At 72.1% G+C, this 14394-nt stretch carries 16 protein-coding genes; 12 read left to right on the top strand and 4 right to left on the bottom strand.

What is annotated here, in order from left to right; genetic code table 11:
• Positions 1-119 precede the first annotated feature (119 nt).
• From QF032_RS16825 to QF032_RS16805, 5 genes are all read left to right on the top strand, one after another.
• Positions 120-2222 carry an outer membrane protein assembly factor BamB family protein gene (locus tag QF032_RS16825; RefSeq protein ID WP_307056377.1) on the top strand — a complete coding sequence of 701 codons (2103 nt, stop codon included), beginning with the start codon at positions 120-122 and terminating at the stop codon, positions 2220-2222.
• Between the two features lie 284 nt (positions 2223-2506).
• A complete protein-coding gene (locus tag QF032_RS16820; RefSeq protein WP_266721235.1) occupies positions 2507-3211 on the top strand; it encodes a helix-turn-helix transcriptional regulator in 705 nt (234 codons plus the stop codon).
• Between the two features lie 5 nt (positions 3212-3216).
• Positions 3217-3744 carry a hypothetical protein gene (locus QF032_RS16815; RefSeq protein WP_307043626.1) on the top strand — a complete coding sequence of 176 codons (528 nt, stop codon included), beginning with the start codon at positions 3217-3219 and terminating at the stop codon, positions 3742-3744.
• Between the two features lie 269 nt (positions 3745-4013).
• Positions 4014-4778, top strand: coding sequence for a GNAT family N-acetyltransferase (locus QF032_RS16810; RefSeq protein ID WP_307043624.1), 765 nt, complete (start codon positions 4014-4016; stop codon positions 4776-4778).
• 137 nt (positions 4779-4915) lie between these two features.
• The gene (locus tag QF032_RS16805) at positions 4916-5188 is read left to right on the top strand and encodes a hypothetical protein (protein WP_307043622.1); all 273 of its coding nucleotides are present in this window, start codon (positions 4916-4918) and stop codon (positions 5186-5188) included.
• Between the two features lie 118 nt (positions 5189-5306).
• Here QF032_RS16805 and QF032_RS16800 read toward each other — a convergent pair whose 3' ends face one another.
• Both QF032_RS16800 and QF032_RS16795 read right to left on the bottom strand, forming a co-directional pair.
• Positions 5307-5687, bottom strand: a complete 381-nt coding sequence (locus QF032_RS16800; protein WP_307056376.1) for a hypothetical protein — start codon at positions 5685-5687, stop codon at positions 5307-5309.
• A 34-nt stretch (positions 5688-5721) separates the two neighbouring features.
• Positions 5722-7401: a sodium:solute symporter family protein gene (locus tag QF032_RS16795; RefSeq protein ID WP_307043618.1), complete on the bottom strand. Its 1680-nt coding sequence runs from the start codon at positions 7399-7401 to the stop codon at positions 5722-5724.
• 149 nt (positions 7402-7550) lie between these two features.
• Between QF032_RS16795 and galT the strand changes: the two genes are divergently transcribed.
• From galT to galK, 3 genes are read left to right on the top strand one after another with little or no spacing between them, the layout of a single operon-like run.
• Positions 7551-8633: a galactose-1-phosphate uridylyltransferase gene (galT, locus tag QF032_RS16790; RefSeq protein WP_307043616.1), complete on the top strand. Its 1083-nt coding sequence runs from the start codon at positions 7551-7553 to the stop codon at positions 8631-8633.
• Positions 8633-9616, top strand: coding sequence for a UDP-glucose 4-epimerase GalE (gene galE, locus QF032_RS16785; RefSeq protein WP_307043613.1), 984 nt, complete (start codon positions 8633-8635; stop codon positions 9614-9616). Before galT ends, galE begins: the two co-directional genes overlap by 1 nt.
• Positions 9616-10770, top strand: coding sequence for a galactokinase (gene galK / locus QF032_RS16780; RefSeq protein ID WP_307043611.1), 1155 nt, complete (start codon positions 9616-9618; stop codon positions 10768-10770). The genes galE and galK overlap by 1 nt, the downstream gene beginning before the upstream one ends.
• Before the next feature lie 79 nt (positions 10771-10849).
• On the opposite strand, the gene QF032_RS16775 is transcribed toward galK, so the two are convergent.
• Positions 10850-11317, bottom strand: a complete 468-nt coding sequence (locus QF032_RS16775) for a GNAT family N-acetyltransferase (RefSeq protein WP_307050133.1) — start codon at positions 11315-11317, stop codon at positions 10850-10852.
• Positions 11318-11588: 271 nt separating this feature from the next.
• Here QF032_RS16775 and QF032_RS16770 point away from each other — a divergent pair, with 271 nt between their 5' ends.
• Positions 11589-12368 carry a helix-turn-helix transcriptional regulator gene (locus tag QF032_RS16770; protein WP_307043608.1) on the top strand — a complete coding sequence of 260 codons (780 nt, stop codon included), beginning with the start codon at positions 11589-11591 and terminating at the stop codon, positions 12366-12368.
• Here QF032_RS16770 and QF032_RS16765 read toward each other — a convergent pair.
• Entirely contained in the window at positions 12327-12824 is a 498-nt protein-coding gene (locus tag QF032_RS16765) for a MarR family winged helix-turn-helix transcriptional regulator (protein ID WP_107443563.1), read from the bottom strand. The genes QF032_RS16770 and QF032_RS16765 overlap by 42 nt on opposite strands.
• An 89-nt stretch (positions 12825-12913) precedes the next feature.
• Between QF032_RS16765 and QF032_RS16760 the strand changes: the two genes are divergently transcribed.
• The 3 genes from QF032_RS16760 (at position 12914) to QF032_RS16750 (ending at position 14374) form a co-directional block, all read left to right on the top strand.
• Positions 12914-13723: a trans-aconitate 2-methyltransferase gene (locus QF032_RS16760; protein WP_307043606.1), complete on the top strand. Its 810-nt coding sequence runs from the start codon at positions 12914-12916 to the stop codon at positions 13721-13723.
• A complete protein-coding gene (locus QF032_RS16755; protein WP_307043603.1) occupies positions 13717-14100 on the top strand; it encodes a VOC family protein in 384 nt (127 codons plus the stop codon). Before QF032_RS16760 ends, QF032_RS16755 begins: the two co-directional genes overlap by 7 nt.
• A gap of 100 nt (positions 14101-14200) precedes the next feature.
• Positions 14201-14374 (top strand): CsbD family protein, encoded by a 174-nt coding sequence (locus tag QF032_RS16750; protein ID WP_069768604.1) that lies wholly within the window; start codon positions 14201-14203, stop codon positions 14372-14374.
• Positions 14375-14394 lie beyond the last annotated feature (20 nt).

Raw genomic sequence — 14394 nt, 5'->3', positions numbered from 1 at the left:
CCGGCTTCCGCCGTCGTCCGGGCCCGCCACCGCGGGCCGTCCGGGCCCGCCTTCCGCGGGCTTCCCCGTCTCCTCCGCCTTTCCGGGCTTCCCGAGCTTTCTCCTGAGGTACCCACACCATGACCCAGCCGCCGCCCCCGCCGCCGAACCAGCCGCCGAACCAGCCCCCGCAGCAGGGCGGCTTCGGCCCGCCCCAGCCACCGCAGGACGCGACGCCCCCGGACTCCGCTCCGCAGGACTCCGTCCCCCAGGACGCCGTGCCCCGGGACTCCGTGCCCCAGGACTCCGTCCCTCAGGACGCTCCGCCGCAGCCGCCCGCGCCGAGCCTGTCGAAGACCCCGGAGCCGCAGTCTCCGCCCCAGCCCCCGGCTCCGGTTCAGGCCCAGCCCCCGGCTCCGGGACAGGCGCCGCAGGCTTCCCCGGCGCCCGCGCCGCCGGCTCCGTCCGGGACGCCGCAGCCCCAGCCGGGCTACGGCTACCCGCAGGCGCCCGCACCGGGCGGGCCCGCCGCGCCGCCGACCGCCCCCGGCTACGGCTACCCGGCCCAGCCGGCCGCTCCCGCGCCGGGCCCGTCCGCGTACGGCCAGCCGCAGCCGAACCCCTACGGCCAGCCGCAGCCCAACCCCTACGGCCAGCCGCAGACGAACCCCTACGGCCAGCAGCCGGGGTACGGCTACCCGGGTCAGCCCGGTTACGGATACCCGGGGCAGCAGACCGTGCCCATGCAGCCGCAGGTCGTCGGGAGCGGCGGCCCGCCGGGTTCCGGCCGGAAGATCAACGCGCAGGTGGCGATCATCGTCGCGGCGGTCGTCGCGATCGCGCTGATCGTCGGCGGCGGCGTCTGGTACGCGAACTCCGACAGCGGCGGCAAGAAGGAGGAGGCGAGCTCCGGCGGCGCGAACGGCGGCGGGGGCGACAAGGGGGACACGGGCCAAGGCACCGGCGGCACGACCTCCGGCGGCAGCGAGAAGGCGCCCGCCGACCCCTCCGCCGACGTGCTCTTCAAGCTGGCGATGCCGGTGGTCAAGAAAGACGACAGCGTCGGCGTCCGGGGTTCCTGGCTGACCGACAAGGCGTACGTGAAGACCGGCGTCAACGGGATCACCGGCTACGACCCGGCCAAGGGCACCAAGCTGTGGTCGATCGCGCTGCCGGGCCCGGTGTGCGAGGCCAGCAGGTTCGCCACCGACGACCACCGCACGGCGGTCGTCTTCCAGGCGAGCACCGCTGAGACGGCCCGCTGCGACCAGATCGCGGCGATCGACCTCACCGCCGGCAAGCAGTTGTGGAAGAAGACGGTCACCTCCGGGGACTACGCGATCGACTTCGACAACGTCACGGTCAGCGGGAACACGGTCGCCGTGGGCAGCACGGAGGGCGGCGCGGCCTTCGACATCGACTCCGGGAAGGTGCTGTGGTCGCCGAAGCCGGCCGACACCTGCTACGACGCCGGTTACGGCGGCGGCCCCAAGCTGGTGGCGGTGCGCAAGTGCGGCGCGTACGACAACCCCGAGCTGCACATCCAGACCATCGACCCGGTCTCCGGCAAGGTGCTCTCCGAGTACAAGCTGGCCACGGGCATCGACTACGCGTCCGTCGTCTCCACCGAGCCCCTGGTGGTGGCCGCCGACGTCGGCGACAGCGCCGGTGACGGCAGCGGCATCTCGGACTTCTTCTCCATCGACAGCAAAACCGGCAAGCTGCGCACCCGCATCTCGGTGCCGGGGGCCGAGTACGCGGCCGACTGCGAGGGCATCACCAGGATCGAGGCCTGCACGGGCCTGGCCGTCGGCAACGACCGCATCTACGTGCCCACCGAGGAGCACGACGGCAGCGGAACCTACGGCAGGGCGAACGAGATCGTCGCCTTCGACCTGGCCACCGGCAAGCAGACCGGCCAGCGCGCGGACGCCGGCGACGGCTACACGATCTACCCGCTGCGCATGGACGGCGGCAACCTGATCGCCTACAAGAGGCCGCCGTACGACAAGGGCGGACAGGTCGTCAGCATCGACGGCGGCTCCTTCAAGGAGACCGTGCTGCTGGAGAACGCGGCCACGGACGCGGTGCACGACCTGGAGACCAGCCTGTCCCCGGAGTACTCCGAGGTCCTCTTCGCGCAGGGGCGCCTGTACATGTCGGAGGTGTACGTCGACGACAGCGCCTCCTCGGGCGGCGACCCGGAGTACCTCGCGGTCGGGTTCGGCGCCGCGGGCAGCTGATCGTACTGATCGTCGGGTCACGGCCCCGCCCCCGAGTTGATTTCCGCTCGGGGGCGGGGCCTTCTCATTTATCGCCAACGTCGCCCTCGTGAGAGGAATTTCGGCGATCCGGGCAGTTCTCGCCGGTAGGGGGAGCGCAATGTCGAACAAGCGTGTAGCTTCCGGGGGCATGAGGACAGGGGTGCCGGGGGGCGCCCTTTGTTCGTCCGCGTGGGTTCGCGTGGGTGCGTGTGGGTCCGCGTGGATCCGTGTGGGCATCCACGGGGGGACTGGGGGGTTGCTCGATGGGAGTGCGGCTGATGGTGGTCGACGACCACCGCCTGCTCGCCGAGGCGCTGGCCTCGGCGCTGAAACTGCGGGGGCACCGGGTGCTCGCCGCGGCAGCGCCGGCGGCGGGGGCGGCGGAGCTGGTGATCACCCGCGCCCCCGAGGTGTGTCTGCTGGGCACGGCGGCTCCGGCCGAACCGGGCGTCTTCGACCCCGTGGTCCGCATCAAGCGGGAGCGCCCGCAGGTGGCGGTCCTGGTCCTCGGACCGGTGCCGAGCCCGCGCGGCATCGCCGCCGCCTTCGCGGCGGGCGCCTCCGGCTACGTACGCCACGACGAGCGCATAGAGGGCGTGGAGCGGGCCATCATGAAGGCGCGGGCGGGTGAGGCGGCGGTGGCGCCGCAGCTGCTGCAGGGCGCGTTCGGCGAACTGCTGAACCCGGCCGCCCAGCCCGACGACGAGGGCCAGCGGCTGCTGCAGATGCTCACCCCGCGGGAGGTGGAGGTCCTGGTCCGCGTCGCCGACGGCGAGGACACCCGGCTGATCGCCGCAGGCATGGGCATCGCCCCCTCCACGGCCCGCACCCACGTCCAGCGGGTCCTGATGAAGCTCGGCGTGGGCTCCCGCCTGGAGGCGGCCGCGCTCGCGGCGCGCACCGGCCTGCTGGACCGCGCGGGCCCGCTGCCGCACACGTCCCGCGACCGGGCGACGGAAGCGGAGTAGGGCGCGTGCGAGCACGTACGGTCATCGGTCGGGGCGCGCGCCTCGGGGTGCTCATCGGGGCGTGGCCCGCGGGGGCGGTCGGCGTTCTGTGCCTGGTGGCGGCGTTCGTCTTCCTGACCGGCGGCCTTTACGGGACTGCGTGGGCGCTGACGACGGCGGGCGTGTACGCGGCGCTGGGGAGCATGGCGGTGGGCGTCGCCCTGGGCACGGCCACCGGTCTCGCCCTGGCGATCGCCCCGCGCGGCCTGCTGGTGCGGGCCCCGCTGCGCGGCCTGCTGGCGGCGCTCACCGCGGGGCTGCCGGTCGCCGCGCTGCACATCGTCTTTTTGACCGGAGACGGCTACACCCTGGCGAGTTACCCGCTGTCGACGCACTTCGTCGACTGGGCGGTCATCCTGACGATCGCCCTGGTCGCGGCGGCACGAAGCGGTGAGATCGCCGGATACGGCAGCGATGCGACGACGAGCGGGGCGACGGACGATGCCGGGTCAGCGGAAACGGAAGCGGAAACGGAGCGCGGCGCCGCGCACTGACGGCCGCTGGGACGTGCTGCTCGAGACGCGGGACCGGTCCGAGCTGCGCGCGAGGCTGCTGCGCCTGCGTACGGAGCAGCCGTGCGTCGACGCGGCGGCGGTGCGTGTCGACACGCTGTGCGGCCGGTCGGACCGTCCCACCACGTACCGGCTGTGCCTGTTCGTGCCGACGCCCCGGTCCCCGACGCCCGGTTCCCCGTCGCCCGGGCGGGGCCCGGGCAGGGGGTAATTCGGGGCGGGCCAGGTCCGCGGCTGTCTAGGCTCGCTCCATGCCCACCCCGGAACTGCAGCAGATCAAGGCCTTCCTGTCGGCCTTCGCCCGCCGTCAGGCCGCGCGCGTCGTCGACCTCCCGGGCGGGTTCGCCGTGTACGACGACTCCTTCGCGCACTCCCACGCGGACAACCAGGTCGTCATCGACGCGGCCGTCGACCCCGAGGCGCTGCCCGCCCTCGCGGAGCGGGCTTTGGGGCATCTGCCGTTCCGCATGGTCTCCGTCCTCGACGACGACGTCGCCGGCGCGTGCGCGGAGCCGCTGACCCGGGCCGGGTACGCCCACTCCACCCTGCTGGTCATGCTGCACACGGGCCCGGTGCCGACCGGCGGGGCGACGGCGCGGGAGGTGGACCTCGACGCGCTCCGCGTCCCGCTCGCCCGGCGCTGGCGGGGCTTCCTTCCGGACGTCGACGACGAGGTCGTCCGCCAGCTCGTCGACCGGCGCGAGGCGCGTCGCCGCGGGGCCGACGTGGTCCGGTTCCTCTGCGCGCGCACGGAGGAGGGCGAGGCCGCCTCCTGGGCCGACCTCTATATGGACCCGGCGGCCGGCACGGCCCAGATCGAGGACCTGATCACCGCGGAGGCCCACCTCAGGCGCGGCCACGGCGACGCCGTCCTGAGCACCGCCCTGCGCATGGCCGCCGACCAGGGCTGCGGGACCCGGTTCCTGACGGCGGACGCGGCGGACTGGCCCCGCCACTGGTACGAGCGTCGCGGTTTCCGTGTCGTCGGCCGCTCGCACTGCTTCGAACGGAGCTGACTCGGGCTGACTCGCCGGTGACTGAGGTGCATATCGGACAAATAACGCATACGGTGTGTAATCGTACCGTTTCGTTCAGTGACGGGAATGACGTCGTTCATTGACGAAGCATGCCACTCAGCCGAAAAGGGAACGCAATGCGCAAGCTTCACCAGACCGCTCTCGTGGCCGCCATGATCGCCAGCCTCGGCATGGCCGGGGCCGGGATCGCCTCCGCCGGCGCCTCCGGCTCGGACGGGGACTCCCGCCGGTGCGCCAACCACGTGGAGAACATCTCGTTCGGTCTCATCAACATCCCGAACCTGAACCTCCCCCTCCTCGGCGTCTCGTCCAACCAGACGGCGACCCAGCAGATCTGCAACAACGGGGACGACGCCGTCAACGTGAACGTCGCCGACCGGGAGGACTAGGACCTAGGACCGGTCCGGTCGGCCACGGCCATGACGTGGGGCGGCTCCGGGTTCCGCATGCCCGGACCCCGGAGCCGCCCCGTTCCGCGGCCGGCGCGGCGGCGCGGCCGCCCTGCCGCTACCCGCCCCGCGGCGGTTCCCCCTCCACCGCCTCGGGCGGGAGTTTCGGGGTGACCGGCGCCGCGGGCCGCAGCTTCAGCCAGGCCAGGAAGAACAGGCCGAGGGCCAGCATCCCGAGGCCCGTCCACAGGTTGATGTTGATTCCCTGGGCCTTGTCGATCGCCGCGTCGCCGTCCGTGAGGCCGGCGATCGTGACGATCACGCCGTAGAGGACGAACAGGCCGCCGATGATGCGGCGCAGGTCGAAGATGCGGGCCGCGGTCGCGGACTTCTCCTCGAGTGCCGTGACCTCGCGCTGGACGTCGGCCTCGGACCAGCCCGCCCGCCGCAGCCGCTCGGCGGCCTCGTCGCGCTCGGACGGTTCGAACTGCTCGGACATGGTGTCTCCATCCTCCCGCGGGTGTCGCGAGGGCTCAGAACGAGAACGGGATGTAGCAGAGGGCGGCCAGGATCACCGCGCTCCAGCCCAGCAGCGCGGGCCGGCGGTACCAGGCGTCGTCGCCCGCCGCGGGCGGCTCGGCCATCCCGGGGGAGACGGTGCCGTAGACCAGACCCCGCAGCTCCTCGTCCGTCTTGGGGGCGGTGAACAGCGACACCGCCACCATCACGACCGCGCCCGCCACGAAGCCGGCGATCGCGGAGACGAAGTTGGCGCCCTGGTCGGTGGGGATGCCGATGACGTCCTGCTTGTAGAGGACGAAGTAGTTGACCATCGCCGCCGTGGTGCCCGCGAGCAGCCCCCAGAAGCCCGACTTCTTCGACGCCCGCTTCCAGAACATGCCGACGACGAAGACCACGAACATCGGCACGTTGAAGAAGCTGAAGAGCGTCTGCAGGTAGCTCATGATGTTCGAGAAGGACGACGCGAGGAACGCCGTGCCCACCGAGGCCGCCACGCCGACCGCCGTGATCAGTCGGCCGAAGCGCACGTAGTACGCGTCCTCCCGCCCCCGCACCACGTACCTCGCCCAGATGTCGGTGGTGAACACCGTGTTGAAGGACGAGACGTTCGCCGCCATGCCGGCCATGAACGCCGCCAGCAGACCCGTCACCGCGATGCCCAGCACGCCGTTCGGCAGCAGCTGCTCCATCAGGTACGGGATGGCGTCGTTGTACTGGAGGTCGGAGTCCGCGGTGCCGATCTTCGGCACCAGCACCGCCGCCACCAGGCCCGGGATCATCACCAGGAAGACGATGAAGATCTTCGGGAAGGCCGCGATGAGCGGGGTGCGCTGGGCCGCCGAGAGGTTCTTCGCCGACAGCGCGCGCTGCACCTCCGCGAAGTTCGTCGTCCAGTAGCCGAAGGACAGCACGAAGCCGAGGCCCAGCACGATCGTCAGCCAGTTCGCGCCGAGCGGGTTGGCGCTGCCGATGCCGGTGCCGCCCCAGGCGGTGACGAAGTCGTCCCCGTGGGACGCGGTGAGCTTGTCGGTCAGGCCGTCCCAGCCGCCCACCTTCTTCAGGCCCAGCACGGACAGCGGGATGAGGGCCGCCAGGATCACGAAGAACTGCAGGACCTCGTTGTAGATCGCCGAGGAGAGGCCGCCGAGCGTGATGTACGCCAGCACGAAGAAGCCGGCCACCACGATCGCCACCCACTGCGGCCAGCCCAGCAGCGCCTCGACGACGATGGCCAGCGCGTACAGGTTCACCCCGGCGATCAGGATGGCGGCGAACGCGAACAGGGCCGAGCTCAGCAGGTGGGCCGCCTTGTCGAAGCGCAGCAGCAGCATCTCCGGGACCGAGCGGACCTTGCTGCCGTAGTAGAACGGCATCATCACCAGGCCCAGGAACACCATTGCCGGGATGGCGCCGATCCAGTACCAGTGCACGGTGTACGCGCCGTACTGTGCGCTGTTCGCGGCCATGCCCAGGATCTCGGTGGCGGCCAGGTTCGCCGAGATGAACGCGAGACCGGTGATCCAGGCGGGCAGCGAGCGGCCCGAGAGGAAGAAGTCGAGGGTGGTCTTCACCGAGCGCCGGGCGGCGAAGCCGATGCCGAGGACCACGACGAAGTAGATGCCGAGGATCGTGTAGTCGAGCCAGTTCGTGGGGAGCCGTAGCTCTGCCGCCAGGCAGGTGGGGGTTCGCATGCACCGCTCGCTTCGCTTGGTGTTCTTTGTTTGGTCGTGCTGATGACTCGTCGTGGGGGTTTATGGTTTTATGTGTTCGGTTCTGTTTGAAGCTTCGCTAGGTGTACTGATCCGGGTCCGCGGGCCCGGGGTACGGATGGAGAGTCGCGGTGAAGAAGACCTCGACCCGGCTGGCCGACGGTCGTGAGCTGATCTACTACGACCGGCGTGACGACGTGGTGCGCGACGCGGTGGACAAGCGTCCGCTCGAGCGCACGGTCACCACTTCGGAGGTACGGCGCGACCCGCTGCTCGGCGATTCCGTCGCCGTCGCCTCGCACCGCCAGGGGCGCACCTACCACCCGCCGGCCGACGAGTGCCCGCTCTGCCCCTCCGAGGGCGACCGGCTGAGCGAGATCCCGGACTCGTCGTACGACGCCGTCGTCTTCGAGAACCGCTTCCCCTCCCTCGCCGGCGACTCCGGACGCTGTGAGGTGGTCTGCTTCACCTCCGACCACAACGCGTCCTTCGCCGACCTCACCGAGGAGCAGGCGGGACTCGTCCTCGAGGCGTGGACGGACCGGACGTCCGAGCTGTCACATCTGCCCTCCGTGGAACAGGTGTTCTGCTTCGAGAACCGCGGCGCCGAGATCGGTGTGACGCTGGGGCACCCGCACGGGCAGATCTACGCCTACCCGTTCACCACTCCGCGCACCGCCCTGATGCTGCGTTCGGTCGCGGCGCACAAGGAGGCGACCGGCGGCGAGAACCTCTTCGACGCCGTCCTGCGGCGTGAACTCGCCGAGAACCGGGTCGTCCTGGAGGGTGAACACTGGGTCGCGTTCGTGCCGTACGCCGCCCACTGGCCCTACGAGGTGCACCTCTACCCCAGACGCCGGGTGCCGGACCTGCTCGCGCTGGACGAGGACGCGCGCACAGAGTTCCCCAAGGTGTATCTGGAACTCTTGAGGCGCTTCGACCGGATCTTCGACGAGGCGGACGGAGGGAAGGGAGGGGACGGTGAGTCTCAGACGCCGTACATCTCCGCCTGGCACCAGGCGCCGTTCGGCACGCTGGAGGAGTACGAGGGCGTCAACCGCGACGACTTCGCGCTCCACCTCGAGCTTTTCACCATCCGCCGCACGTCCGGCAAGCTGAAGTTCCTCGCGGGCTCCGAGTCCGGCATGAACGTCTTCATCAACGACGTGCCGCCGGAGCGTGCGGCCGAGCGACTGCGAGAGGTAGCGAGTTGATGAGCAGCGGCAAGTATCTGGTCACGGGCGGCGCGGGATACGTCGGCAGCGTGGTCGCCCAGCACCTGCTGGAGGCGGGGCACGAGGTCGTCGTCCTGGACAACCTCTCCACCGGCTTCCGCGAAGGCGTCCCCGCCGGCGCCGCCTTCATCGAGGGCGACATCCGCGACGCCGCCAAGCACCTCGACGCCTCCTTCGACGCCGTGCTGCACTTCGCCGCGTTCTCGCAGGTCGGCGAGTCCGTCGTGAAGCCCGAGAAGTACTGGGACAACAACGTCGGCGGCACCATGGCGCTGCTCGCCGCGATGCGCGAGGCGGGCGTGCGCAAGCTCGTCTTCTCCTCCACGGCGGCCACCTACGGCGAGCCGGAACAGGTCCCGATCGTCGAGTCCGCCCCCACGAGGCCCACCAACCCCTACGGCGCCTCCAAGCTCGCCGTGGATCACATGATCAGCGGCGAGGCCGCCGCGCACGGGCTCGGCGCGGTCTCCCTGCGGTACTTCAACGTGGCGGGCGCGTACGGCGCGCAGGGCGAGCGCCACGACCCCGAGTCGCACCTCATCCCGCTCGTCCTCCAGGTCGCGCAGGGCCGCCGTGAGGCCATCTCCGTCTTCGGCGACGACTACCCCACCCCCGACGGCACCTGCATCCGCGACTACATCCACGTCGCCGACCTCGCCGAGGCGCACCTCCTCGCCGTCGCCGCCGCCGAGCCGGGCGAGCACCTCATCTGCAACCTCGGCAACGGCAACGGCTTCTCCGTCCGCGAGGTCGTCGAGACGGTCCGCAAGGTCACCGGCCACCCGATCCCCGAGGTCGTGGCCCCGCGCCGCGGCGGAGACCCGGCCGTCCTGGTCGCCTCCGCGGTCACCGCCCGCGAACAGCTGGGCTGGAACCCGTCCCGCGCGGACCTCGCGGGCATCGTCGCGGACGCCTGGGCGTTCGCCCAGCAGATCGCCGACAGCACGACGAGGGAGCGGTAATGGGGGCACAGCAGGTCCGGGACGGCTTCATCGAGCTGTACGGCACGGAGCCCGACGGCGTCTGGGCGGCGCCCGGCCGCGTCAACCTCATCGGTGAGCACACCGACTACAACGACGGCTTCGTGATGCCCTTCGCGCTGCCGCACACCGCGGTCGCGGCGGTCTCCCGGCGCGAGGACGGCCGGCTGCGCCTGCACTCGGCCGACATCGAGGGCGGCGTCGTCGAGCTGGAGCCGGACTCCCTGACGCCCGGATCGGACGACGGCTGGGCCTCCTACCCCGCCGGCGTCGTCTGGGCGCTGCGCGACGCCGGCCACCCCGTCACCGGCGCGGACGTCCACCTCGCCTCGACGGTGCCGACCGGCGCGGGCCTGTCCTCGTCGGCGGCCCTGGAGGTCGTGGTCGCGCTGGCGCTCAACGACCTGTACGAACTCGGGCTGCCGGGCTGGCAGCTGGCCCGGCTGTGCCAGCGCGCGGAGAACGTCTACGTCGGCGCGCCCACCGGCATCATGGACCAGACCGCCTCCGCCTGCTGCGAGAGCGGTCACGCGCTGTTCCTCGACACCCGCGACCTCTCCCAGAAGCAGATCCCGCTCGACCTCGCGGCCGAGGGCATGCGCCTGCTGGTCGTGGACACCCAGGTCACGCACGCGCACAGCGGCGGCGAGTACGGCAAGCGGCGGGCCGGCTGCGAGAAGGGTGCGGCCCTGCTCGGCGTCGACGCGCTGCGCGACGTCCCCTTCGAGGGACTCGACGCGGCACTGGCCCGGCTCGGCGACGAGGAGGAGATCCGCCGGCTGGTCCGGCACGTGGTCACCGAGGACGAGCGCGTCGAACGCGTGGTGCGGCTGCTGGAGTCGGGCGACACCCGGGCCGTCGGCCCGGTCCTCACCGAGGGCCACGCCTCCCTCCGGGACGACTTCCGGGTCTCCTGCCCCGAGCTGGACCTGGTCGTCGGGACCGCCGTCGCGGCCGGCGCCCTCGGCGCGCGGATGACCGGCGGCGGCTTCGGCGGCTCGGCGATCGTCCTCGCGGACGCCGCCGACGTCGACACCCTGACCAAGGCCGTCGAGGAGGCCTTCGCGGCCGCCGGGTACAAGGCCCCGCGCGTGTTCGAGGCGGTGCCTTCGGCGGGCGCCCGCCGGCTGAGCTGAGCGGTCCGGCGTCACGTCAGCGGGGTGCGGCGGTCTCCCGCCGCACCCCGGTCTCCGTCCCGCCGTCCCGGTTTCCGGATCACCCCGGTTGCGGCATCAGCCGCTTCGTCAGCGTGAACTCCGTGACGCCCGGCGGGTAGTCCTCGATCACGCACACCACCTCGTAGCCGTGCCGCCGGTAGAAGTCCGGCGCCTGGAAGTCCCAGGTCTCCAGGCGTACGCGGGTGCAGCCCCGTTCGTCGCGGGCGACGCGCTCCGCCTCGGCGAGGAGCCGGGAGCCCAGCCCCGCGCCGCGGTGCCGGGCATCGACCCAGAGGTAGACGACGTGCAGCCAGGCCGTCCAGGTGTGGCCCACCAGCCCGCCGGCCAGTTCGCCCCCGGGGCCCGTGGCCCACACGTGCAACGGAGACTCGCGTTCGGCCGGGGTCCCGCGCAGGGCGCGCAGCACCGGGGAGGCCTCCGTGTTCGTGGCCCGCAGCCGTGAACGGAGAAGATCGCGCCGGGTCCTGTCGACTTCTGTCTCAAGACGAAACATGTGGCACACCATAAACGCGCTGGCCAACCAGTTCTGCCATTTGCCTTCCGCTCTCCGCCCACAGCCCTACCCTGTGAACAGCACCGGTGGGGGCCGGTGTCGATCAGAGGGCGAGACGGTCGGGTAAGGCGCCCGTGGTGGGGGTAGCAGTCTCTGCACGGCGGCGGCCGGGCGGTCCTGGCCTCCCCGTCGGGGCGTCGTGCCCGCGGCGGTCGTCCGTTTCCCGTCTCCGGACCTTTGGGGTAACCCCTGCTCCGTCAAGGAGCTCGGGGAAGGGGGTTTCGTGGTTCGCATTCGTGTACTGGTCGTCGACGACCACCGTATCTTCGCCGAGTCGCTCGCCGCGGCGCTGGCGGCCGAGCCCGACGTCGACGTGTCCGCGGCCGGCAGCGGCCCGGCGGCGTTGCGCAGCCTGGAGCGCGCGGTCGCCGAGGGACGCCGGTACGACGTGCTGCTCGTCGACGCCGACCTCGGCGGCGGGCTGCCGGGCATACGGCCCGCGGTGCCCGTGCAGGAGGTCGGGGAGGACGGCCCGGTCGACGGGATCTCGCTGGTCGCGGGCGTCCGCGGCGCACAGCCCCACATCCGGATCGTCGTCCTCGCCGAGAAGGACGACCCCCGGCGCGCGGCCCTCGCCCTGCAGGCCGGCGCGGCCGGCTGGGTGGCGAAGGACTGCTCGCTGTCCCGTCTGCTGACGGTGATCCGCGGGGTGCTGCGCGACGAGACGCATCTGCCCGCCGCCCTGCTCACCGGCGTCCTGCGGGAGTTGACGGCCGCCCGCAAGCACCGCACCGAGAGCGAGCGGCTGGTGGAGTCCCTCACGCCGAGGGAGCGGGAGGTGCTGCGCTGCATGGTCGCGGGCCTGGGCCGCAAGGCGGTCGCCGAACGCCTGTTCCTCTCCCCGCACACCGTCCGCACCCATATGCAGAACGTGCTCGGCAAGCTGGGCGTGCACTCCACCCTCGCCGCGGTCGCCCTCGCCCGCCGGGCCGGGGTCGGGCCTGCGGACCTGGGGCAGGCCCTAACCGGGGATGTTGTCGAACGGGGCGGTCAGCTGGCGTAGCAGGCTCGCCAGGTCGCCGCGCTGGGACGGGGAGAGCTCGGCCAGGATCGCCCGCTCCTGGTCGAGCAGCCCGGCGAGCGCCTGGTCGGCGCGGTCCTTGCCGTCGTCCGTGAGGCGCACCAGCACCCCGCGCCGGTCGCTGGGGTCCGGCAGCCGCTCCACCAGGCCCTTCTTCGCGAGCCGGTCGATGCGGTTGGTCATCGTGCCCGAGGTGACCAGCGTCTGCGTCAGCAGCTGCCCCGGCGAGAGCTGGTAGGGCGCCCCCGCGCGCCGCAGCGCCGTCAGGACGTCGAACTCCCAGGGCTCGAGCTGGTGCTCGGAGAACGCCAGCCGGCGTGCCCGGTCCAGATGCCGGGCCAGCCTGCTCACCCGGCTGAGTACCTCCAGCGGTTCCACGTCGAGGTCCGGGCGCTCCCGGCGCCACGCTGCGACCAGCCGATCGACCTCGTCCTCCATGACGATCAGTGTAGTGGTTGTGTCGACATGAAGTCTCTTGATATCGAGCATCTTGACATCAAGATAAATGCCGGGGGACAGTGACGGGCATGACGACCAACCCCACCTGGGACCCCGCCCAGTACCTGCGTCACGCCGGCCACCGCGCCCGCCCCTTCACCGACCTCCTCGCCCGCGTCCCCGACCTGCCCGGCGACCCGCCCCGCATCGGCGACCTCGGCTGCGGGGCCGGCAACGTCACCGCACTCCTCGCCGACCGCTGGCCCACCGCCCACATCACCGGCTACGACAACTCCCCGCAGATGCTCGCCGACGCCGCCGCCCACGCCGGCCCGCGCCTCGACTTCGCCCACGCCGACCTCACCGACTGGACACCCCCCGAGACCTACGACCTGCTCGTGTCGAACGCCGCCCTCCAATGGGTCCCCGGCCACCTCGACGCCCTCCCCGGCTGGCTCGACGGCCTCGCCCCCGGCGGCACCCTCGCCCTCCAGGTCCCGCACAACACCGACGCACCCCTGCACGCCCTCATGCGCGGCCTCGCCGGCAGCCCCCGCTGGAAGAGCCGACTCCGCCATGTCCTGCGTCGCGAGGACTCCGTCCACGACCCCGGCCTCTACCTCGACCGGCTGACCCGCCCCGGCTGCACCACCGACGTCTGGACCACCACCTACCTGCACGTCCTCCAGGGCGAGGACCCCGTCCTCGACTGGGTCAGGGGCACCGGCCTGCGCCCCGTCCTCGACGCCCTCGCCGACGACCCCGAAGCCCGCGACGCCTTCACCACCGCCTACCGCGACCTGCTCCGCGAGGCCTACCCGAGCACGCCCCACGGCACCGTCCTGCCGTTCTGCCGCCTGTTCGCCGTGGCCACGAAGAACGGCGGCCCGGCATGCTGACCGCCGTCGACCACGTCCAGCTCGCCGCCCCGCCCGGCTCCGAAGACCTCGTGCGCCCCTTCTACACCGGCGCCCTCGGCATGACCGAGATCCCCAAACCGCCGGCGCTCGCCGCGCGCGGCGGATGCTGGTTCCAGGCCGGCGCCGTCCAGCTCCACCTGGGCGTCGAGCCCGGCTTCCGGCCCTCCCGCAAGGCCCACCCCGGGCTGCGGGTCACCGGCATCGAGGCGTACGCGGCCCGGCTGGCGCACCACGGCGTCCGCGTCGAGTGGGACGACGCGCTGCCCGGACACCGCCGTTTCTACGCCCTGGACCCCGTCGGCAACCGGCTGGAGTTCCTGGAACCCGACCCGCCTGGGGCGGGCGCGGAGCCGTGAGAGCGGCACGGCATGCGAGGGGCGGGCGGGTTTGACGGGCGTCAGGCGGGTCACTCGCAAAGAACAGACCACACGCAGACCTGACTGGGAGTGATGGACAGTGGCAGGCGAGCAGAAGTCCAAGGCGAAGATGGAACAGGCCAAGGGCAAGGCGAAGGAAACGGTCGGGCGCGCCGTGGGCAACGAGAGGCTCGAGGCCGAGGGCCGCGCCGACCAGGCGAAGGGCGACGCCCGGCAGGCCAAGGAGAAGACCAAGGACGTCTTCAAGCACTGAGCCCGGTCCGCGCACGCGGC

It is taken from the genome of Streptomyces achromogenes (assembly GCF_030816715.1).
GTDB classification, from domain to species: Bacteria; Actinomycetota; Actinomycetes; order Streptomycetales; family Streptomycetaceae; genus Streptomyces; species Streptomyces achromogenes_A.
This window is presented reverse-complemented; position numbering and strand designations above follow the sequence as displayed.

Bases quoted from the DNA above. Each gene is read 5' to 3' on its own strand.
- galE (WP_307043613.1), top strand. From the start codon at position 8,633: ATGAGCAGCGGCAAGTATCTGGTCACGGGCGGCGCGGGATACGTCGGC.
- QF032_RS16810 (WP_307043624.1), top strand. From the start codon at position 4,014: ATGCCCACCCCGGAACTGCAGCAGATCAAGGCCTTCCTGTCGGCCTTC.
- QF032_RS16760 (WP_307043606.1), top strand. From the start codon at position 12,914: ATGACGACCAACCCCACCTGGGACCCCGCCCAGTACCTGCGTCACGCC.
- QF032_RS16775 (WP_307050133.1), bottom strand. From the start codon at position 11,317: ATGGTGTGCCACATGTTTCGTCTTGAGACAGAAGTCGACAGGACCCGG.
- QF032_RS16805 (WP_307043622.1), top strand. From the start codon at position 4,916: ATGCGCAAGCTTCACCAGACCGCTCTCGTGGCCGCCATGATCGCCAGC.
- QF032_RS16795 (WP_307043618.1), bottom strand. From the start codon at position 7,401: ATGCGAACCCCCACCTGCCTGGCGGCAGAGCTACGGCTCCCCACGAAC.
- galK (WP_307043611.1), top strand. From the start codon at position 9,616: ATGGGGGCACAGCAGGTCCGGGACGGCTTCATCGAGCTGTACGGCACG.
- QF032_RS16765 (WP_107443563.1), bottom strand. From the start codon at position 12,824: ATGGAGGACGAGGTCGATCGGCTGGTCGCAGCGTGGCGCCGGGAGCGC.
- QF032_RS16820 (WP_266721235.1), top strand. From the start codon at position 2,507: ATGGGAGTGCGGCTGATGGTGGTCGACGACCACCGCCTGCTCGCCGAG.
- QF032_RS16755 (WP_307043603.1), top strand. From the start codon at position 13,717: ATGCTGACCGCCGTCGACCACGTCCAGCTCGCCGCCCCGCCCGGCTCC.
- QF032_RS16800 (WP_307056376.1), bottom strand. From the start codon at position 5,687: ATGTCCGAGCAGTTCGAACCGTCCGAGCGCGACGAGGCCGCCGAGCGG.
- QF032_RS16825 (WP_307056377.1), top strand. From the start codon at position 120: ATGACCCAGCCGCCGCCCCCGCCGCCGAACCAGCCGCCGAACCAGCCC.